The sequence below is a fragment of the Pseudomonas sp. RSB 5.4 genome, assembly GCF_037126175.1.
Lineage (GTDB): Bacteria > Pseudomonadota > Gammaproteobacteria > Pseudomonadales > Pseudomonadaceae > Aquipseudomonas > Aquipseudomonas fluorescens_H.
The window spans coordinates 4,886,041-4,905,121 of sequence record NZ_CP146986.1 but is presented as its reverse complement, the minus strand read 5'-3'; the positions used below and the strand labels follow the sequence as shown (position 1 = coordinate 4,905,121).

18 protein-coding genes are annotated in these 19,081 nt (G+C 60.3%); 11 read left to right on the top strand and 7 right to left on the bottom strand.

What is annotated here, in order from left to right; all coding sequences use genetic code 11:
• Positions 1 to 67: 67 nt before the first annotated feature.
• The 7 genes from rfbB to V9L13_RS22150 are packed head-to-tail and all read left to right on the top strand — an operon-like array spanning position 68 to position 7,118.
• The gene (gene rfbB, locus V9L13_RS22180; RefSeq protein WP_338800549.1) at positions 68 to 1,150 is read left to right on the top strand and encodes a dTDP-glucose 4,6-dehydratase; all 1,083 of its coding nucleotides are present in this window, start codon (positions 68 to 70) and stop codon (positions 1,148 to 1,150) included.
• Positions 1,147 to 2,019 carry a glucose-1-phosphate thymidylyltransferase RfbA gene (rfbA, locus tag V9L13_RS22175; protein WP_338800548.1) on the top strand — a complete coding sequence of 291 codons (873 nt, stop codon included), beginning with the start codon at positions 1,147 to 1,149 and terminating at the stop codon, positions 2,017 to 2,019. The genes rfbB and rfbA overlap by 4 nt, the downstream gene beginning before the upstream one ends.
• Positions 2,016 to 2,561: a dTDP-4-dehydrorhamnose 3,5-epimerase gene (gene rfbC / locus V9L13_RS22170; protein WP_338800547.1), complete on the top strand. Its 546-nt coding sequence runs from the start codon at positions 2,016 to 2,018 to the stop codon at positions 2,559 to 2,561. The genes rfbA and rfbC overlap by 4 nt, the downstream gene beginning before the upstream one ends.
• A complete protein-coding gene (rfbD, locus tag V9L13_RS22165; RefSeq protein WP_338800546.1) occupies positions 2,558 to 3,439 on the top strand; it encodes a dTDP-4-dehydrorhamnose reductase in 882 nt (293 codons plus the stop codon). Before rfbC ends, rfbD begins: the two co-directional genes overlap by 4 nt.
• Before the next feature lie 36 nt (positions 3,440 to 3,475).
• Positions 3,476 to 5,284 carry an ATP-binding protein gene (locus V9L13_RS22160; protein WP_103485296.1) on the top strand — a complete coding sequence of 603 codons (1,809 nt, stop codon included), beginning with the start codon at positions 3,476 to 3,478 and terminating at the stop codon, positions 5,282 to 5,284.
• On the top strand, positions 5,281 to 6,666 hold the full coding sequence (locus V9L13_RS22155; protein WP_338800545.1) for a sigma-54 dependent transcriptional regulator: 1,386 nt from the start codon (positions 5,281 to 5,283) through the stop codon (positions 6,664 to 6,666). Before V9L13_RS22160 ends, V9L13_RS22155 begins: the two co-directional genes overlap by 4 nt.
• Positions 6,663 to 7,118, top strand: a complete 456-nt coding sequence (locus tag V9L13_RS22150) for a YiiD C-terminal domain-containing protein (RefSeq protein WP_338800544.1) — start codon at positions 6,663 to 6,665, stop codon at positions 7,116 to 7,118. The genes V9L13_RS22155 and V9L13_RS22150 overlap by 4 nt, the downstream gene beginning before the upstream one ends.
• Positions 7,119 to 7,325: 207 nt before the next feature.
• On the opposite strand, the gene cysQ is transcribed toward V9L13_RS22150, so the two are convergent.
• Together cysQ and nudE are read right to left on the bottom strand one after the other, a co-directional pair.
• Positions 7,326 to 8,159, bottom strand: coding sequence for a 3'(2'),5'-bisphosphate nucleotidase CysQ (gene cysQ, locus V9L13_RS22145; RefSeq protein ID WP_201137059.1), 834 nt, complete (start codon positions 8,157 to 8,159; stop codon positions 7,326 to 7,328).
• Between the two features lie 5 nt (positions 8,160 to 8,164).
• Positions 8,165 to 8,731, bottom strand: a complete 567-nt coding sequence (gene nudE, locus V9L13_RS22140; protein ID WP_003220680.1) for an ADP compounds hydrolase NudE — start codon at positions 8,729 to 8,731, stop codon at positions 8,165 to 8,167.
• Between the two features lie 88 nt (positions 8,732 to 8,819).
• Between nudE and yrfG the strand changes: the two genes are divergently transcribed.
• On the top strand, positions 8,820 to 9,482 hold the full coding sequence (gene yrfG, locus V9L13_RS22135) for a GMP/IMP nucleotidase (protein WP_201136052.1): 663 nt from the start codon (positions 8,820 to 8,822) through the stop codon (positions 9,480 to 9,482).
• A gap of 103 nt (positions 9,483 to 9,585) precedes the next feature.
• Here the strand turns inward: yrfG and lysM are convergent, their stop codons facing one another.
• The gene (gene lysM / locus V9L13_RS22130; protein WP_338800543.1) at positions 9,586 to 10,026 is read right to left on the bottom strand and encodes a peptidoglycan-binding protein LysM; all 441 of its coding nucleotides are present in this window, start codon (positions 10,024 to 10,026) and stop codon (positions 9,586 to 9,588) included.
• A 188-nt stretch (positions 10,027 to 10,214) separates the two neighbouring features.
• On the opposite strand from lysM, the gene fdhD reads away from it, so the two are divergent.
• From fdhD to V9L13_RS22115, 3 genes are all read left to right on the top strand, one after another.
• A complete protein-coding gene (gene fdhD / locus V9L13_RS22125) occupies positions 10,215 to 11,054 on the top strand; it encodes a formate dehydrogenase accessory sulfurtransferase FdhD (RefSeq protein ID WP_201136053.1) in 840 nt (279 codons plus the stop codon).
• On the top strand, positions 11,051 to 13,399 hold the full coding sequence (locus V9L13_RS22120; protein WP_338800542.1) for an FdhF/YdeP family oxidoreductase: 2,349 nt from the start codon (positions 11,051 to 11,053) through the stop codon (positions 13,397 to 13,399). Before fdhD ends, V9L13_RS22120 begins: the two co-directional genes overlap by 4 nt.
• Positions 13,400 to 13,727: 328 nt before the next feature.
• Positions 13,728 to 14,210: a glycine zipper domain-containing protein gene (locus V9L13_RS22115; RefSeq protein ID WP_003220670.1), complete on the top strand. Its 483-nt coding sequence runs from the start codon at positions 13,728 to 13,730 to the stop codon at positions 14,208 to 14,210.
• A 101-nt stretch (positions 14,211 to 14,311) separates the two neighbouring features.
• Here V9L13_RS22115 and V9L13_RS22110 read toward each other — a convergent pair whose 3' ends face one another.
• From V9L13_RS22110 to V9L13_RS22095, 4 genes are all read right to left on the bottom strand, one after another.
• Complete coding sequence (locus tag V9L13_RS22110) at positions 14,312 to 14,746, bottom strand: thioesterase family protein (protein WP_338800541.1); 435 nt, start codon at positions 14,744 to 14,746, stop codon at positions 14,312 to 14,314.
• A gap of 30 nt (positions 14,747 to 14,776) precedes the next feature.
• Positions 14,777 to 16,000, bottom strand: coding sequence for a 3-hydroxyacyl-CoA dehydrogenase NAD-binding domain-containing protein (locus V9L13_RS22105; protein ID WP_338800540.1), 1,224 nt, complete (start codon positions 15,998 to 16,000; stop codon positions 14,777 to 14,779).
• Between the two features lie 227 nt (positions 16,001 to 16,227).
• Complete coding sequence (locus V9L13_RS22100) at positions 16,228 to 18,162, bottom strand: ATP-dependent DNA helicase RecQ (protein WP_338800539.1); 1,935 nt, start codon at positions 18,160 to 18,162, stop codon at positions 16,228 to 16,230.
• Between the two features lie 183 nt (positions 18,163 to 18,345).
• Complete coding sequence (locus V9L13_RS22095; protein ID WP_338800538.1) at positions 18,346 to 18,849, bottom strand: polysaccharide deacetylase; 504 nt, start codon at positions 18,847 to 18,849, stop codon at positions 18,346 to 18,348.
• Positions 18,850 to 19,081: the final 232 nt, after the last annotated feature.

Here is a 19,081-nt window from a genome sequence, read left to right as displayed (position 1 = left end):
TGCCTACCACCTGCCGACAAGCTATGCTTCATTCGTTTTATCGTCTTACGGAAAAAGGCAAACCTACATGCGTATTCTCATCACCGGCGGCGCCGGTTTCATTGGCTCCGCCCTGGTTCGCCACCTGATCCGAAGCACTGAACATGAAGTGCTGAACCTCGACAAATTGACCTATGCGGGCAATCTTGAGTCGCTCGCCAGTATTGCCGATAACAGTCGTTACGAATTCGTTCGTGCGGACATCGTCGACCAGGCTGCCGTCAGTGCGGTACTGGAGCGCTTCCGGCCCCAAGCGATCATGCACCTCGCAGCCGAGTCCCATGTCGATCGCTCCATTGACGGTCCGTCGGATTTCATTCAGACCAATATCGTCGGCACCTATAGCTTGCTGGAAGCCGCACGCGCCTACTGGCATAAACTGCCGGAGCCGCAGAAGAGCGCTTTTCGCTTCCATCACATTTCCACCGACGAAGTTTACGGCGACCTGCATGGCGTAAACGACCTGTTCACCGAAACCACCCCGTATGCCCCGAGCTCGCCTTATTCCGCGAGCAAAGCCGCTTCCGATCATTTGGTTCGTGCATGGCAACGCACTTATGGGATGCCGGTATTGCTGACCAACTGCTCGAATAATTACGGACCGTTTCACTTTCCGGAAAAGCTGATTCCCCTGGTGATCCTCAATGCACTGGCCGGCAAGCCGTTGCCCGTTTATGGCGATGGTCTGCAAGTGCGTGACTGGCTGTTCGTCGACGACCACGCCCGCGCGCTTCTTAAAGTCGTGACCGAAGGCGTAGTCGGAGAGACTTACAACATCGGCGGGCATAACGAGCAGAAGAATATCGATGTAGTAAGCAGCATCTGTGCGTTGCTTGAAGAGCTGGCTCCGCAAAAACCTGAAGGTGTCGCGAAATTTGCCGATCTGATCACGTTCGTCCAGGATCGCCCAGGCCACGATCTGCGTTATGCGATCGATGCCGGAAAAATCGAGCGTGAACTTGGCTGGGTTCCAGAAGAGACTTTCGAAACAGGCCTGCGCAAGACCGTCCAGTGGTATCTTGAAAATCTTGAATGGTGTCGCCGCGTACAGGATGGCAGCTATCAGGGCGAACGGTTGGGTTCAACAGAAATCAAGGAGCTGGGCGTATGAAAGGAATAGTTTTGGCAGGTGGTTCAGGTACGCGCCTGCACCCAATTACGCTGGGTGTATCCAAACAACTGCTGCCGGTTTACGACAAACCGATGATCTACTACCCGATCTCGGTGCTCATGTTGGCCGGTATCAAGGACATTCTGCTGATCTCGACCCCGCAAGATCTACCTCAGTACCGCAATCTGCTGGGCGACGGAAGTCAGTTCGGGGTGAACTTCAGCTACGCCGAGCAGCCCTCGCCGGACGGCTTGGCACAGGCTTTTCTGATAGGCGAGGAGTTCATCGGGGACAATCCTGTCTGCCTGATCCTGGGAGACAACATTTTCCATGGCCAGTACTTTGGCGAACAGTTGAAGAAAGCGGCAGAACAGCAAACCGGTGCAACCGTGTTCGGCTACTGGGTCAAGGACCCGGAGCGTTTTGGCGTCATCGACTTCGACAGCGATGGCCGAGCATTGTCCATTGAAGAAAAGCCGACCAAACCCAAATCCAGCTACGCCGTTACCGGCCTTTATTTCTATGACAACGACGTGGTGGAAATCGCCAAGGCGGTCAAGCCCTCTCCTCGCGGCGAGCTGGAGATCACCGACGTCAACAATGCCTATCTGCAACGCGGCGACTTGCAGGTCGAGCGTTTTGGTCGCGGATTTGCCTGGCTCGACACGGGGACTCATGACAGCTTGCTCGAAGCCTCGCAGTACGTACAAACCATCGAACACCGCCAAGGTCTGAAAGTCGCCTGTCTGGAAGAAATCGCTTACCAGAATGGCTGGATCAGCCGCGATTACCTGCTTGAGCGAGCCAAATACTTCGGCAAGACAGGCTATGGACAATACCTGTACAAAATCGCCGGGGAAAATCAATGAACGTATACCCCACCAGCCTGCCTGATGTTTTGATAATCGAACCGAAAGTCTATGGTGACGAACGCGGATTTTTCTACGAGAGCTACAACGCCAGGGAATTCGAGCAGGCCACGGGGCTGGTAACGACATTCGTGCAGGATAACCACTCTCGCTCGCTCAAAGGCGTATTGCGTGGTTTGCACTATCAGCTGGAGCATACTCAAGGCAAACTCGTACGCGTTACCGCTGGAGAGGTGCTTGATGTCGCGGTGGATATCCGTCGCAGCTCGCCCTACTTCGGACACTGGACCAGCGTTCGTTTGTCGGCGCATAACAATCGTCAATTGTGGATTCCGGAAGGCTTCGCTCACGGGTTTGTGGTTCTGAGCGACTACGCCGAGTTCTTGTACAAGACCACTGATTACTATGTTCCAAGCGCCGAACGCTGTATTCGTTGGGATGATGACCAGTTGGCGATCAATTGGCAGCTCAAAGAGCCACCTCAACTTTCAAAGAAGGATCAATGCGGCAAGAGCTTGCGTGAGGCGGACCTGTTTCCATGAGCAGAGGGCTGAAAATACTGCTCTGCGGTGAACAGGGTCAGCTTGCGCGTGAACTACAGGAGCGCTTTACCGCCCCGGGCGAACTGATCGTCATGGGACGAGCCAAGCTGGATCTGACGCAGCCGAATCAAATTCGCCAGCAAGTCAGGCACGTCGCGCCCGACCTGATCATCAATGCAGCGGCATACACGGCGGTTGATCAGGCACAAAGCGAGCCTGCGCTGGCGTTCGCCATCAACGCGACCGGCCCCGGCATCCTGGCCGAAGAGGCCGCCCTGCTGGGCGTTCCGCTGATTCATTACTCCACTGACTACGTATTCGACGGCAGCAAGCACGAGCCTTATGTCGAATCCGACGCGACCAATCCGCTCGGGGTCTACGGCATGAGCAAGCTGGCCGGCGAGCAAGCGGTCGCTGACGCTCGTGCGCAGCATTTGATCCTGCGCACCAGTTGGGTTTATTCGACCCATGGCCGCAATTTTCTGTTGACCATGCAGCGTCTGCTTCAGGAAAAACCCGAGTTGCGGGTTGTCGCTGACCAGATCGGTGCGCCGACCTGGGCCGGCAGCATCGCCCGCAGTACCCTCGCGCTGATCAAGCGCTGGCAAGACGGGCAAGCGGGTGCCTGGGGTACCTACCACTTGACCGCGCAAGGTGAAACGTCCTGGTTCGGCTTTGCCCAGGCCATCGCCAACGCGCTGCGTGAACAAGGGAAGCCTTGCGCAACGCTGCTGCCGATTCCCTCGAGCGACTATCCGACGCCTGCCGCCCGGCCATTGAATTCGCGTCTGGATTGCAGCCGCTTGCAGCGGGAATGGGGTGTCAGTCAGCCTGACTGGCAAACTGCGCTGCATGAGTGTCTTGCCCGGCAAGCCTAGGCATAATGCGCCTGTCACCACAGGCGCATCCGGCTCATGAAACCTACCCTTCCCCGCAGACCTCGCTGGCGCAGCCTCGCCCTGCTGGCGCTGTGTCTGGCGCCGCTTCTATGGCCGCTGGAACATCTGGCCGAGCGCTATTACCGCAGTGAACTGGCCGGGCAAAACCGCCAGACCCTCGACCTCTACGTTGCCAACCTGCTCGGTACCCTGCACCGCTATGAAGTGCTGCCGCAGATCCTCGGCGACCTGCCGGCCCTGCGCGCCGTACTCGGCGCACCGGACGACGGCGTCACCCAGGGCAATGCCAACCGCCTGCTGAAAAACATCGCGGCGCAGACCGGCGCCGAAGTCATGTACCTGATGGACACCAGCGGCCAGACCCTGGCAGCGTCGAACTGGGACAAGCACGACAGTTTCGTCGGGCGCAATTTCGCTTTCCGTCCGTATTTCAGCGAGGCCATGGCCGGACGCCTCGGACGTTTCTTCGGCCTCGGTACCACCTCGGCCAAGCGCGGTTATTTCTTCGCGGCGGCAGTGCGCAACGGAGAGAAAATCATCGGGGTGCTGGTGATCAAGGTTGACCTCGACCACACCGAAAGCCTGTGGGGCAAAACCCCGGAACAACTGCTGGTGACCGACCATAACGGCGTGGTGATTCTCACCTCGCGTCCGGAATGGCGCTTCCGCTCGACCCGCCCCCTGAGCGAGCCCGAGCGTTTGGCGATCACCGCCATCCAGCCCTATCCGACGCGTGAGCCGCGCCCGCTGAACCTCAGCCCCAATGCCTGGCTGACGCAAACCGTGAACATCGCTGAAACCGGCTGGAGCGTCAGTATCCTCGCCCCGCGTACGCTGATCGACCGTCCGGTACGCACCGTGGTGGCGATCGGTGGCGCCACACTGTTGGTGGTGATGCTGTTGCTGGGGCTGATGATGCAACGCCGTCGGCATTACCTGGAGCGCATCGCTTTCGAAGCCAAGGCCCGTCGTGAACTGGAAGGCCGGGTGGCTGAACGGACCAGCGATCTCGAAGGCCTCAACCGCCGTCTCAAGCAGGAAGTGCTGGAGCGCGAACAGGCCCAGCAGGAACTGGTGCGCGCCCAGGACGATCTGGTCCAGGCCGGAAAACTATCGGCGCTCGGAACCATGTCGGCGAGCATCAGCCATGAACTCAATCAGCCGCTGGCGGCGATTCGCAGCTACGCCGAAAACGCCGAAGTGCTGCTCGATCATCAGCGCACCGACGATGCTCGCGGCAACCTCAAACTGATCAGCGAACTCACCGGGCGCATGGCCTCGATCATCGCCCACCTGCGGGCCTTTGCCCGCCGCGATCGCCATGCCCCGGAAAGCGTGGCCCTGCAACCGGCGCTGGACGATGCGCTGGCGTTGCTGGCCAAACGGCGCCGCAGCATGGAAGTCGAGCTGATCCGCGACCTGCCGGCCGCCACCCTGTGGGTCGAGGCCGGGGAAACCCGGCTGCGTCAGGTGCTCGGCAACTTGTTGGCCAACGCGCTCGATGCGCTGACCGAAAAAGGCCCGCCGCGCAAACTGTGGCTGAGTGCCGAATCCACCGCCGAGGGCGTCAACCTGTACATTCGCGACAACGGCCCGGGGTTCTGCATGGAAGCCCTCGGTCGCGCCAGCGAGCCCTTCTACACCACCAAGACCCGCACCCAGGGCCTTGGCCTGGGGCTGGCCATCTGTGAAACCCTGATGCGCGCCTTCGGTGGCGAACTGTCGTTCGCCAACCACAAGCAAGGTGGCGCCTTGATCACCCTGCGGCTGCGCGCCGGCGCGCCCGGGGTCAGCCTGCAACCGTCCGAGGATCGAAGTGCATGACCATCGACAATCGCATTCAGGTGGTGTTGATCGACGACGATCCGCACCTGCGTCAGGCCCTCGGCCAGACCCTGGACCTGGCCGGGCTGAAAATCCTCCCGCTGTCCGAAGCCAAAGGTCTGGCCGGGCAACTGGAGCGTGACTGGCCCGGCGTGGTGGTCAGCGACATCCGCATGCCGGGCATGGACGGCCTGGAGCTGTTGAGCGAACTGCACGCGCAGGACCCGGAGCTGCCGGTGCTGCTGATCACCGGCCACGGCGATGTGCCGCTGGCGGTGCAGGCGATGCGTGCCGGCGCCTATGACTTTCTGGAGAAACCGTTCGCCAGTGATGCGCTGCTCGACAGCGTGCGCCGTGCCCTGGCCCTGCGCCGGCTGGTACTGGACAACCGCAGCCTGCGCCTGGCCCTGAGCGATCGCAACGAACTGAGCGCGCGACTGGTCGGCCACTCGGCGCCGATGCTGCGTTTGCGCGAGCAGATTGGCGCGCTGGCCGCGACCAAGGCTGACGTGCTGATTCTCGGTGAAACCGGCGCTGGTAAAGAAGTCGTGGCCCGTGCGCTGCACGACTTGTCGAGCCGGCGCAATGGCCCATTCGTGGCGATCAACGCCGGGGCACTGGCCGAATCGGTGGTCGAAAGCGAACTGTTCGGGCATGAGCCGGGCGCGTTCACCGGCGCGCAGAAACGCCGCATCGGTAAATTCGAATTCGCCAACGGCGGCACGCTGTTCCTCGATGAAATCGAAAGCATGAGCATGGACGTGCAGGTGAAATTGCTGCGCATGCTGCAAGAGCGCGTGGTCGAACGTCTGGGTGGCAATCAGTTGATCCCGCTGGACATCCGGGTCATCGCCGCGACCAAGGAAGACCTGCGTCAGGCCGCCGATCAAGGGCGTTTTCGCGCCGACTTGTACTACCGACTGAACGTCGCCCCCCTACGCATTCCGCCGCTGCGCGAACGCGGCGAGGACGCGCTGGTGCTGTTCCAGCATTACGCCGATGAAGCCAGCGCCCGCCATGGCTTGCCGCCTCATGCACTGCAACCGGCGCAACGCGCCTTGCTGCTGCGCCACACCTGGCCGGGCAACGTGCGCGAACTGCAGAACGCAGCCGAGCGTTTCGCCCTCGGTCTGGAACTGGCGCTGGATAACATTGGAAGCGAAGGCGGCGGCAGCACGGTGGAAGTCATCAGTGGCGGGCTCAGCGAGCAAGTGGAAAACTTCGAAAAATCGTTGATTGCCGCCGAGCTGGCGCGCTCGCACAGTTCGGTACGCAGCCTCGCCGAAGCCCTGGGCATTCCGCGCAAGACCCTGCACGACAAACTGCGCAAGCACGGCTTGAATTTTGCCGACAGTAGCGCCCATGGAGACGAAGCCGAATGAGTCGCGACAGTCGCTATCTGGAATCGGTGCTGCATCACGACATTCCCCTGACCCGGGAAATGGGCCTCAAGGTTCTCGCCTGGCACGAGCAGCAGTTAAGCCTGCACTTGCCGCTGGAGCCGAACGTCAATCACAAGAGCACCATGTTCGGCGGCAGTCTCTACTGCGGCGCGGTGCTGGCGGGTTGGGGCTGGCTGCATCTGCGCCTGAAGGAACAAGGCATCGAAGACGGGCACATCGTGATTCAGGAAGGGCAGATCAACTATCCGCTGCCCGTGACCGGTGATGCCACGGCGATTTGTCCGCCACCGGAAGCGGCGGTCTGGAAGAAATTTCTGGCGATGTATCAGCGTTATGGACGCGCGCGATTGACGCTCAATACGCGGATCGTCAACGCCGGGAGTGAAGAGGATGCGGTGACGTTCAGCGGGCAGTACGTTTTGCACCGCTGAACGTCAACAGCCCCTCACCCTAACCCTCTCCCGAAGGGAGAAGGGACTGACCGAGGCGTCTTGCGTCAGGCATCGACCTGAAAGATCGGCAGCGATTATGGATTCAGTAGAACTGGCTCAAGTCGGTGAACCTCACCAGCATCCCCCAATCGGCCCCCTCTCCCTCCGGGAGAGGGCTGGGGTGAGGGGAATCGAGAATCCACCCACTTACCCCCGAGCCAGTTCCAGCAATCTGGACCGCCAAGCCGCCTTTGCCGGCAGCGCCAGAAAGAATTCATTGAGCAGCGATTCCCGCGCCGGATAACAGAACGCTTCGCCCTGCAGATCCACCACCTCACCGCCCGCACCTTCGAGCACGCCCTGTGCTGCCGCGGTATCCCACTGCGAAGTCGGCGCCAGTCGCGGATAGCAATCCGCTGCCCCTTCGGCCAACAGACAGAATTTCAACGAACTGCCGATATTCGTCAGTTGCAGCTCGCCAAGGCTGGCGCTCAAACCAGCGAGCAGGCGCTCCTGCTCCGGACTGGAATGCCGGCGGCTCGCCACCACGGTGAACGTTTCACCAGCGGCGAGTACGTCACGCACCTGAATCGCCACCGGCGAGCCACCTTTATCCCCACGCCACGCGCCGAGACCCGCACCGCCGACATAGAAACGCCCATTGGTTGGCATCGACACCACGCCAAACACCACCCGACCGTTTTCGATCAGCGCGATGTTGACGGTGAATTCTTCACTGCCACTGATGAACTCTTTCGTGCCATCCAGTGGATCCACCAACCACCAGCGCTGCCACCCGGCACGCACGCTCTGCGGGATGTCGGCATCTTCTTCGGACAGAATCGGAATACTGGAGTCCAGCGCGGTCAGCCCAGCAACGATCACATGGTGCGCAGCGATGTCCGCCGCCGTCACCGGTGAGTCATCGGACTTGGCGGTGACCGCCACATCAGCGCGCCAGAACGGCAGGATCGCCTCGCCGGCCTGCAATGCCAGCTCAACCACTGGCGCCATCAATGGATGGGGAAAACTCATCGACATCTCACTCATGACTGAAAAAACCCGCGCTGCGTCAGCAGATCACGCGCCAGATACAACGCCGCCAAGGCACGGCCTTCGGTAAATTGCGGGTTCTGCGCCAGCGCCGCCAGTTCACTCAGGTTGACCTTGTCGACACGCATCGGCTCGGGTTCGTCGCCCTCCAGACGCTCCTCGTAAAGGTCGGTGGCCAGCACCACCTGAATCTTCTGGCTCATGTAACCGGGCGACAGTGACAACTCGGTCAGATGTTCCAGCTGGCGCGCGCCGTAACCGGCCTCTTCCTTGAGCTCGCGCTCAGCGGCTGCCAGCACATCCTCGCCCGGCTCGATCAGGCCTTTGGGCAGGGACAGTTCGTACTCGTCAGTGCCGCCGCAGTATTCCTCGACCAGCACCGCGTGTTCGCTATCGAGCATTGCCACAATCATCACCGCGCCATAGCCCGCGCCTTTGCCGACCAGACGCTCGTAAGTGCGTTCCACGCCATTGGAAAAACGCAGCTTCAGTTCTTCGACGCAGAACAGGCGACTGGTGGCGACGATCTCGCGGGCGAGTACAGTGGGTTTCTGGCGCATGCAAAGCTCCTTGGCGTGAACGCGCTACTATAACGCGGCTTTCCCGATTGTTTGTGTCGGATATCTTTCTACCGCTCGAGACGTTGCCATGCCTTCTTTACCGTGGTCTGACATCGATACCGTCCTGCTGGACATGGACGGTACGCTGCTGGATCTGCACTTCGACAACCATTTCTGGCTGGAACACCTGCCGCAACGCTACGCCGAATTGCACGGTGTGAGCCGGGCCATGGCCGACATGGAACTGCAGCCGCTGTTCGAGCGCCATGCCGGGCAACTGCAGTGGTACTGCCTGGATTTCTGGAGTGCCGAACTCAAGCTCTCGGTGCGTGAACTGAAACTGGAAACCGCACACCTGATCGCGCTGCGCCCGGATGCCGATACCTTTCTGCACGCGCTAAAACAGGCCGGCAAGCGGGTGATCATGATCACCAACGCCCACCGGGACTCGCTGTCGCTGAAACTGGAACGGATCGAACTGGCGCCGTATTTCGAACGGCTGATCAGCTCCCACGATTACGGTTTCCCCAAGGAGAACCCGCAGTTCTGGGATGCGTTGCAGGCGGATATCGCTTTTGATCCGGCGCGCAGTCTGTTCATCGACGATACGTTGCCGATTCTGCGTAGTGCACGGGAATTTGGTGTGACGCATTTGTTGGCGGTGAAACAGCCGGACAGCCGCAAGGGGCCGAAGGACACCGCCGAGTTTGCGGCGGTTGAAGACTACCGCGACTTGATCCGGGGACTCTGATTTCCTGTAGGAGCTGCCGAAGGCTGCGATCTTTTGACTTTGATTGTTTAAAAAACAAGATCAAAAGATCGCAGCCTTCGGCAGCTCCTACAGGGGTTGTGAGTTACTCAGGGATACGCAGGGTCTGGCCTGGATAGATTTTATTCACATCCTTGAGCATCGGTTTGTTGGCTTCGAAAATCTTGTTGTACTGGTTGGCGTTGCCATACACCGCCAGGGAAATCGCGCTGAGGGTGTCGCCCTTTTTCACCACTACAAAACGCGCGGCGGCCACCACCGGCCCGGTCACGGTGATCTGGTCATCGACACTCCCGACGCCTTCGATATTACCCACCGCCAGCAAGATCTTTTCCTTCTCCTCCTGACTGGCGACTTCACCGGTGACCGTCACCTTGTCGCCGTCCACGGTTGCCTGAACTTTCGGATTGCCCAACCCGACCTTGCTGATATGTTCCTTCAACTGCTCACTCGCATTGGCATTGCCCGGGGTCAGCAGGTCGATCAGCTTTTCACCGGCCTCTTTCACAAAGCTCAACAGACTCATAGCGCACACTCCTTGATTTGGGTTCCAGACGTCAAAGCCTAGACCACACCAGACCAGCCCGGTTCCGGGCCGACCAATGACCCGACAGCCGCTTGATCGACGCCATCTATCAATAGATCGACAGTACCGATTAGACGCGACAAGTTGCCGCGCCTAGTCTTAGCGTTGATCAATCCGTCGGTGATGCCATGAACGCCAAGCGCCCAACTTGCGCGGCGCCTGCACTCGAAACGCCCGCGCCCGCCGCCAGCCAGACCTACAGCTACAGCGATCTGCCCCTTGTGGAATCGGCCAGCACCGCGCTCGCCGAGGAAGTTGCGTTGGCGATCGCCTACAACGGCATCAGTCAGGCGGTGATGCTGGTGACGCCGACGGATCTGGAAGATTTCATCGTCGGATTCAGCCTCGGCAGCGGCATCATCGAAGACGCCAGCGACATTTATGACCTGCAACTGACCGGCGCGGGCTCGGCGCAATACGCGCAGGTGACCATCGCCAACCGCGCGTTCTGGAACCTCAAGCAACAGCGCCGACAACTGGCCGGCACCAGCGGTTGCGGCCTGTGTGGCGTTGAAGCTGTCGAGCAAGCGTTGCCCGATCTGCAAGTTTTGCCCGGCGCACCGCTGCCGCCAGCCGTGTGGCTCGACGGTCTGCGCCAGCGCATCGGGGCGTTCCAGCCCCTCGGCCAGCATTGTGGCGCGGTACACGCGGCGGTGTTCATGAACGCCAGTGGTGAACTGTTGCTGGGCCGTGAAGACATCGGCCGGCACAACGCCCTCGACAAACTGATCGGCGGGCTGATCCGCCAGAAGATTTCCACAGAAGGCGGTCTGGCGATTGTCACCAGCCGTTGCAGTCTCGAATTGATCCAGAAAGTTTTACGCGCCGGCATCCAGACTCTGGTCAGCCTGTCCGCGCCCACGGGCCTTGCCGTGCAATGGGCCCGTCGCCACAACCTCAATCTCATCCACCTGCCGCAGAAGAATGCGCCGCGGGTCTACAGCCCAGCGATGGAGAATCAAGCGTGAGCCAACATCATCAAGCCGACCAGAAACCTGTCCCGCGCTACAAACCTTACAAAGGTGCAGCCGGCGGCTGGGGTGCGCTGATCAGCGTGGCCCAAGCCTGGTTGACCAGCGACAACGCGTTGAAAAACCTGCGCATGATGCTCAAGACCAACCAGAACGGCGGCTTCGACTGCCCGGGTTGCGCCTGGGGCGACTCGCCGGAAAGCGGCATGGTCAAGTTCTGCGAGAACGGCGCCAAAGCGGTGAACTGGGAAGCGACCAAGCGTCGGGTGGACAGCAAGTTCTTCGCCAAACACAGCGTGACCTCGTTGCTGGAGCAAAGCGACTACTGGCTCGAATATCAGGGTCGCCTGACCGAGCCGATGGTCTACGACGCCGAGACCGACCGCTACAAGCCCATCGCCTGGGACGATGCCTTCGCCTTGATCGGCAAACACCTGCAAGCACTGTCGAGCCCCGACCAGGCCGAGTTCTACACCTCGGGCCGTGCCAGCAACGAAGCGGCGTATCTCTATCAGCTGTTCGTGCGCGCCTACGGCACCAACAACTTCCCGGACTGCTCGAACATGTGCCACGAGGCCAGCGGTGTGGCATTGGCCCAGAGTGTTGGCGTCGGCAAAGGCACCGTGACCTTCGACGACTTCGAACATGCCGACGCGATTTTCGTCTGGGGCCAGAACCCCGGCACCAACCACCCACGGATGCTCGAACCGCTGCGTGAAGCGGTGAAGCGCGGCGCGCAAGTGGTGTGCATCAACCCGCTCAAGGAGCGTGGTCTGGAACGCTTCCAGCACCCGCAGCACCCGATCGAAATGCTCACCAACGGCGACAAGCCGACCAACACCGCGTATTTCCGTCCGGCATTGGGCGGCGACATGGCGGTGCTGCGCGGCATGGCCAAGTTCCTCCTGCAATGGGAGCGCGATGCGCAGAAGGCCGGCACGCCGGCAGTGTTCGATCATGACTTCCTCAATGCGCACAGCGCCAACGTGCTGGAGTATCTGGGCGTGGTCGATGACACGCCGTGGGAGCAGATCGTCGCGCAGTCCGGCCTGACTCTGGTGGAGATCGAGCAAGCGGCGCGCATGTACGCCAAAGGCAAGAACGTGATCATGTGCTGGGCGATGGGTATCACTCAGCATCGCCATTCGGTGCCGACCATCCAGGAAATCGCCAACCTGATGTTGCTGCGCGGCAACGTCGGCAAGCCGGGCGCCGGCCTGTGTCCGGTGCGCGGTCACAGTAACGTGCAGGGCGACCGCACCATGGGCATCAACGAGCGTCCGCCGGTGGCGTTCCTCGATTCCCTTGAGCGGCGTTTCCAGTTCAAGGTGCCGCGTGAAAACGGGCACAACGTGGTCGAGGCGATCCATGCGATGGCCGAAGGCCGCGCCAAGGTCTTCATCGGTCTGGGCGGCAACTTTGCCCAGGCCACGCCGGACAGCCCGCGCACCTTCGCGGCGCTGAGCAATTGCGACCTGACCGTGCAGATCAGCACCAAGCTCAACCGCAGCCACCTGGCCCACGGTAAAGATGCGCTGATCCTGCCGTGCCTCGGCCGCACCGACATCGATATCCAGACCGAAGGCCCGCAAGCGGTCACCGTGGAAGACTCGTTCAGCATGGTTCACGCGTCCAACGGCCAGTTGCAGCCGCTGTCGAACCAGATGCGCTCGGAACCGGCGATCATCGCCGGCATCGCCGCCGCCACGCTGGGCAGCAAACCGGTGGACTGGAACTGGCTGGTGGCCGATTACCGGCGCATCCGCGACCTGATCGCCGATACCATTCCGGGCTTCAAGGACTTCAACGAGAAGGTCAAGAACCCGGGCGGCTTCTACCTCGGCAACAGCGCTGGCGCGCGCAAGTGGAACACTCCATCGGGCCGGGCCAATTTCCGCGCGAACATGCTGCCCAAGGATCTGGTGCATGAACGCACCCGCGCCACCGGGCAACTGCCGGACCTGATTCTGCAATCGATGCGCTCCCACGATCAGTACAACACCACGATCTATGGCCTCGACGACCGTTATCGTGGGGTCAAGGGCCAGCGCGATGTGTTGTTCGCCAACGAGGCCGACATCATTCGTCTGGGCTTCCGCCCGGGACAGAAGGCCGACATCGTGTCGATCTGGGACGATGGCCGTGAGCGTCGGGTCAAGGGTTTTACCTTGCTGGCGTTTGATATTCCGGCGGGTCAGGCAGCGGCTTACTACCCGGAAGTGAATCCGCTGGTGCCGCTGGAAAGCACCGGGGATGGCAGCCATACGCCGACATCGAAGTTCATTGCGATTCGCCTTGAAGCGGCGAGTGAGACGGGTTTGATCATGGCCAAATCTGCGTAATGCGGCGCCTGGACTGACCCCTTCGCGAGCAAGCCCGCTCCCACATTGGAATGCCTTTCAAATGTGGGAGCGGGCTTGCTCGCGAAAGCGGTGGCTCATTCAACAAAATCCTTTGTACCCTGCACCTTGCAAACGCCCACAAAAAAGGCCGCTTTTTCACAAAAGCGGCCTGTCCGAAGTAGCTAAAGACCGGCAAAAATCGCTTAAGTTCCGCATAAAAAACAGTAACTTGCAGAATTGTATACAAGTCGTGTTATTCGTCGGAATTCGATTGTCAGCCTTGTTACACCACTTCAGGATCGCGCCGTCATCCCTTTGAGGCTCCTCTATGAAGTTCTCCTCGATTCTCTTGTTGTCCCTTGGCCTGGTCAGTGGTTTTGCATCTGCTGGAGGCACCACCGAAGCAGGTGTGGGCGGCGCATTGGGCGGGGTTCTTGGCTCGGTCGTCGGTCAGTCTTTAGGCGGCAGCACAGGTTCAACCATTGGCGCAGCCCTGGGCGGCGCGGGTGGTAGCGCGGTCGGCGCCAACAAACACAGCCGTGGCGAAGCGGCCATTGGCGGTGCGTTGGGCGCAGCCGGCGGTAACGTGGTTGGCCGCAGCATGGGCGGCACCACCGGCAGCCTGATCGGCGCCGCAGCAGGTGGCGGTGCCGGTGGCGCGCTGGGCAATTACATGGGCAACAAGAGCAATGAAGACGATCGTCGTTACGATCGTGGTCGCGACGACCGTCGCTACTACCGCGACGACCACCGTGGTCGTGGCCATGCCTACGGCCATCGCAAGCATCATCGGTATTACAACCACCGCTGATTGCCAAGCCTTGCGGGCAACGGATCAAAAGATCGCAGCCTGCGGCAGTTCCTACAGTCGAACCCTGTAGGAGCTGCCGCAGGCTGCGATCTTTTTTGCGTTTAGCAAACCAGCAAACGCTCCAGGGCCTGGCGCAACTGGCCGGGAATCGGCACCGGTTGATTGCTCGCCCGATCCACAAACACATGGACGAAACGTCCCGCCGCACACGCCTCGCTTTCGCCAGTCTTGAACACCGCCAGTTCATATTGCACCGAACTGTTGCCCAGCTTGCCGACCCGCAGACCGACCTCGATCTGATCCGGGAACGCGATCGAGGCGAAATAATCGCAAGATGAACTCACGACGAACCCCACTACCTCGCCATCGTGGATATCCAGGCCACCGACCTGAATCAAGTAAGTGTTCACCGCGGTATCGAAAAAGCTGTAGTAGGTAACGTTGTTGATGTGTCCATAAGCATCGTTGTCGTGCCAGCGGGTGGTGATCGGCTGGAAATGCGGGTAATCGGTGCGTTGCGGAATGGTGCTGGACATCGGTGTCGATTCCTTGAGTTTCTGCCCAGTCTAAAGGTAAAAACCTTTCCCTCGCGCCGCCAACTCGCCAATCAGTGGCGCCGGCCGCCATTGATCGCCCTGTCGCGTCTCCAGCGCCAGCAAGCGCTTGTGAATGTCTGCCAGCCCCTGATCGTCCGCCCAGGCCATCGGGCCGCCTCTGTCCGCCGGGAAGCCGTAGCCATTGAGGTACACCAGATCGATGTCATGGGCCGATTCGGCAATGCCTTCCTGCAGAATTTTCGCGCCCTCGTTGACCAGCGCCAGAAGACACCGCTCGAGGATTTCCTCGGACCCAATCTCCCGGCGCTGAAAGCCGAGGCCTTCGCTGACGCTCAATATCAGCGCATCGACCTCGGGATCATGTTCGGCCTGACGACTGCCCGGCTCATAATGGTAATAACCGTTGCCGGATTTCTGCCCGAAGCGGCCCAACTCGCACAAGCGGTTGTCGACCTGAACCTCCGGCGCATCCTGGCCCTTGCCGGCCAATTCGCGCGCACGCCATTCCAGATCAATGCCGACCACGTCGTACATGCGGAACGGCCCCATCGCGAAACCGAAGCCCTGCAACGCCGCATCGACCTGCTGTGGAAAAGCGCCCTCGAGCAGCATCTTGCGCGCCTCCAACACGTACGGATGCAACATGCGATTGCCGATAAAACCGTGGCAATTACCCGATATCACACTGACCTTGCCCATGCGTTTGCCGAGCGCCAGTGCCGCTTCCAGCACGGCCGGAGAAGTCTGCGCCCCACGAACGATTTCCAGCAGCTTCATGATGTGCGCCGGGCTGAAGAAATGCAGGCCGAGTACTTGCGACGGACGCTTTGTTACAGCGGCAATCGCGTCGATATCCAGCGCCGACGTATTGCTCGCCAACAACGCCGCAGGCTTGAGCACGCTGTCCAGTTCACGAAAGATCTTCTGCTTGAGCTCAAGATTTTCGTACACCGCTTCAATCACCAGATCGACATTACGGATCGCCGCATAATCCGCCGCTGCGCGAACTCGGCCGATCCGCGCATCCGCTTCGGCCTGATCAATCCGGCCCTGGCGCACGTTGTGAGCATAAGTGTCGGCCACCGTGCCCAACGCCTGTTCAAGCATCTGTGGATTGTTATCGACCCACTGCACGGCAATGCCGGCATTCGCCAGGCACATGACGATGCCACGGCCCATGGTGCCCGCGCCGATCACGGCAGCTTGCTGAATATCGAACGATGTCTGGCTCATGTTGTTCTCTTGTTGGCGATCCGAAGACAGCCTTCACCATAGTCAGGCACCGGGCATTTTTGAAGTTTATTACCGTGATGAGCGACATTCAGCGCATGGATGAGGCCGTCAGGGAACCGCACTTCCCCTGTGGGAGCGGGCTTGCTCGCGAAAACGGAGTGTCATGCATGGATATTTCAACTGACATGACGCCTTCGCGAGCAAGCCCGCTCCCACAGGGTTTGTACTTACTCGGGCAGATGATTGTCAGCCCAACTGCGGACTTGCGCATACGGATACTCCTCCAGCGCCGCATACCCCGAGATCGTTCGCGCCTTCAACCTGGTAAACAACGGCACACTGATCCCGCACAGAAACCGCGTCAGGCGCTCCGCCGTCGGCACACTGCCGGTGTGCTGTTCGTGCCTGTGGATAAAATCACCGCACAGCGCCGCGAAGTTTTTATCCACAAGCGCTGGCAACTCGGGAGGGGCCGGAAGCCGTGCGACATCACCGTGGCACACCGAACAGTGCCCGCAGCGCTCGGGCGCGTTGTGGTCGCCGAAGTATTCGGCCAGGCGATAACCCAGGCAGCGCTCAGTGCCGAACAGTTCGAGCATGGCGTGAATCCGCGCGATTTCAGTCTGCTCATGCCGGGTGAAACAGGCATGCAACTCAGCGCTCAGTACAGCACTGTCGAAATCACTGTGCAGCACGTTGTAGACCTCGGTCATCTGCTTGCTTTCAAGCTCGACCCAGCCCTTCTCCTGAAAATAATCCAGCGCCTTCACCACCCGATTGCGCTCAGCTGAATACTGCGTGTACATCGCCTCGAAATTCACCGTCGCCCAGGTGCGTGCACGGCTGGAGGTCTGGATGATGGCCGCGACAAAATCCCTGCGCTCTCCTTCGAAACGCTCAAGCAACGCTTCCGGCTCCAGCAGGTATTTGAAACGGTACTCGGCGTAATAGGCATAACGCGGAGCAATCAGGCCGCGCAGCTCCATTTGCACCAACAACGTCTTCAGCGGCAGCGTGCGAATGTTGCTCTGATCCGCCAACGGCCCGAGCAGAAATTCCCACTGCCCTTCAGGTGCAGCAGCCTGCATTTCCTCCAGCACACAACGAATCCCCTCGCGCTCCGGGGTATCGCCGTAGACGAAGTTTTCCAGCACGTTGAGGCTGTCGCGGTTGGCCAGCACCAGACAATCCGATGGCTGCCCGTCCCGCCCGGCGCGACCGATTTCCTGACTGTAGTTCTCGATGGATTTCGGCAGGTCGAAATGCACTACGTTGCGGATGTCGCTCTTGTCGATCCCCATGCCGAACGCAATGGTCGCGACAATGCAATTGGACTGCCCGGCCATGAAGCGCTTCTGAATCGCCTCGCGCTGATCGTTGGGCAACCCGGCGTGATAAGCCTCGGCCTGAATGCCGTTGCGCCCCAGATGTTCAGCGATGTGCTCGGCGGTTTTCTGCAACGTGACGTAGACGATGCTCGGCTGGCCCGGACGCTCGCTCATCCACTCCACCAGACGTCGGCGTTTGTCCTGGCCGCGCACCGGCTCCACCAGCAGATTGAGATTGGGTCGGTAGAAACCGGTGGTCACAACATCCGCTTCGGCGATGGCGAATTTGGTCTGCATGTCGGCGATGACCTTCGGCGTCGCCGTGGCAGTCAGCAGCAGCGTTTGCGGGATGTTGAACTGGCGTTGATAGTCCGGCAGTTTCAGGTAGTCGGGGCGGAAGTTGTGGCCCCATTCCGAGATGCAGTGCGCCTCGTCAATCACCAGCAGCGAGATCGGCACCTGCTGCAAAAAATTGCGAAAACGCTCGTTCTTCAGGCGCTCCACCGAGATCATCAGGATCTTCAATTCACCCGAACGGGCGCGGGCCATCACATCATTGGCGTCATCGCGGCTTTGTGCCGAATCGATGCTGCCGGCACTGATGCCGTGACGCTTGAGGAATGCCAGTTGATCCTGCATCAACGCCAACAGTGGCGAGACCACCAGGGTCAGATGTGGCAGCAACAGAGCCGGCACTTGATAGCACAGCGACTTGCCAGACCCGGTGGGGAAAATCGCTGCCGCCGAGCGCCCGGCCAGTACCGCGCTGATCGCGGCTTCCTGCCCGGGTCGAAACTGTGGATAACCGAAAACCTGTTCCAGGGTGTTGTGCATGCGCTGTCACTCCGTTGACCGCTGTGATGCCAACAGCCTAGCGGGCGATCGCAGCGCGTCGAGAAAAGGCCGGGGGTCAATTCAATACGGGATGATACAGCCAATGGCGCAAACACCTCGGTCCCCTGTGGGAGCGAACCCATTCGCGAAGAGGCCCTGCCGAACAACACCAAAACAAACCATTCAGGGCCGCAAAACCGCCACTCGCAGTTGCTCGTTCAACACCTGCTCATGCACGCCCTGGCTCCTGCTTGCCCACAACGCATGAGCCGGGCTGATGTCACCCGTGAAGGCCGCCGCCAACTGCCGCAGCTCCGCGACACTGCGCACGCGCGGGCAGAACGGCTGTCCGTCACAGTCCTGACTGGCGTTGCGATAGGTACTCAGCAAACGCTCCCACCACCCATCACGCACCTGTCTGATCGACTTGAGCTGCACATGCGGCACACCCAGCCGCTGCTCAAGACCTGCCTCGTCCAGCGCTTCGCTGGCGAGCAGGGCTTTACCGAACATCAACACCTCGGCACGCGAGGCGGTATCGATACTGGTCTGGCTAGAGAGCGCATCGGGCCAACCGGTGCGTTCAAGGTCGGCAAACATCCAGCCGTTACCGACGTCCGACGCCAGGACCGAACGACAACCACTGGCCCACAGCAATAAAATCGAGGCCAAACGTAGCCACTGCATACCTAATTCCCTTTAAGTGCGTATCGGACGCTTGGAAACGCCCTACAGATTCTGGCGCGCACCATACAGACGTTTGCCAAGAAACGCCTGTGAATCCTGTGGGAAATTTCAGCGCTAGGGGTTTCACCTCGAAAAAGCCGCAAAACCTTGTAGGGCATATGCCCGATCCTCGGAAAAACCCCTACGAACTCTGTCCATCGCGGCGCTCTTGTGAGTGCTCGCCACGCACTTC

Bases quoted from the DNA above. Each gene is read 5' to 3' on its own strand.
- rfbB (WP_338800549.1), top strand. From the start codon at position 68: ATGCGTATTCTCATCACCGGCGGCGCCGGTTTCATTGGCTCCGCCCTG.
- rfbA (WP_338800548.1), top strand. From the start codon at position 1,147: ATGAAAGGAATAGTTTTGGCAGGTGGTTCAGGTACGCGCCTGCACCCA.
- rfbC (WP_338800547.1), top strand. From the start codon at position 2,016: ATGAACGTATACCCCACCAGCCTGCCTGATGTTTTGATAATCGAACCG.
- rfbD (WP_338800546.1), top strand. From the start codon at position 2,558: ATGAGCAGAGGGCTGAAAATACTGCTCTGCGGTGAACAGGGTCAGCTT.
- V9L13_RS22160 (WP_103485296.1), top strand. From the start codon at position 3,476: ATGAAACCTACCCTTCCCCGCAGACCTCGCTGGCGCAGCCTCGCCCTG.
- V9L13_RS22155 (WP_338800545.1), top strand. From the start codon at position 5,281: ATGACCATCGACAATCGCATTCAGGTGGTGTTGATCGACGACGATCCG.
- V9L13_RS22150 (WP_338800544.1), top strand. From the start codon at position 6,663: ATGAGTCGCGACAGTCGCTATCTGGAATCGGTGCTGCATCACGACATT.
- cysQ (WP_201137059.1), bottom strand. From the start codon at position 8,159: ATGTCGATGAGTTTTCCCCATCCATTGATGGCGCCAGTGGTTGAGCTG.
- nudE (WP_003220680.1), bottom strand. From the start codon at position 8,731: ATGCGCCAGAAACCCACTGTACTCGCCCGCGAGATCGTCGCCACCAGT.
- yrfG (WP_201136052.1), top strand. From the start codon at position 8,820: ATGCCTTCTTTACCGTGGTCTGACATCGATACCGTCCTGCTGGACATG.
- lysM (WP_338800543.1), bottom strand. From the start codon at position 10,026: ATGAGTCTGTTGAGCTTTGTGAAAGAGGCCGGTGAAAAGCTGATCGAC.
- fdhD (WP_201136053.1), top strand. From the start codon at position 10,215: ATGAACGCCAAGCGCCCAACTTGCGCGGCGCCTGCACTCGAAACGCCC.
- V9L13_RS22115 (WP_003220670.1), top strand. From the start codon at position 13,728: ATGAAGTTCTCCTCGATTCTCTTGTTGTCCCTTGGCCTGGTCAGTGGT.
- V9L13_RS22110 (WP_338800541.1), bottom strand. From the start codon at position 14,746: ATGTCCAGCACCATTCCGCAACGCACCGATTACCCGCATTTCCAGCCG.
- V9L13_RS22105 (WP_338800540.1), bottom strand. From the start codon at position 16,000: ATGAGCCAGACATCGTTCGATATTCAGCAAGCTGCCGTGATCGGCGCG.
- V9L13_RS22100 (WP_338800539.1), bottom strand. From the start codon at position 18,162: ATGCACAACACCCTGGAACAGGTTTTCGGTTATCCACAGTTTCGACCC.
- V9L13_RS22095 (WP_338800538.1), bottom strand. From the start codon at position 18,849: ATGCAGTGGCTACGTTTGGCCTCGATTTTATTGCTGTGGGCCAGTGGT.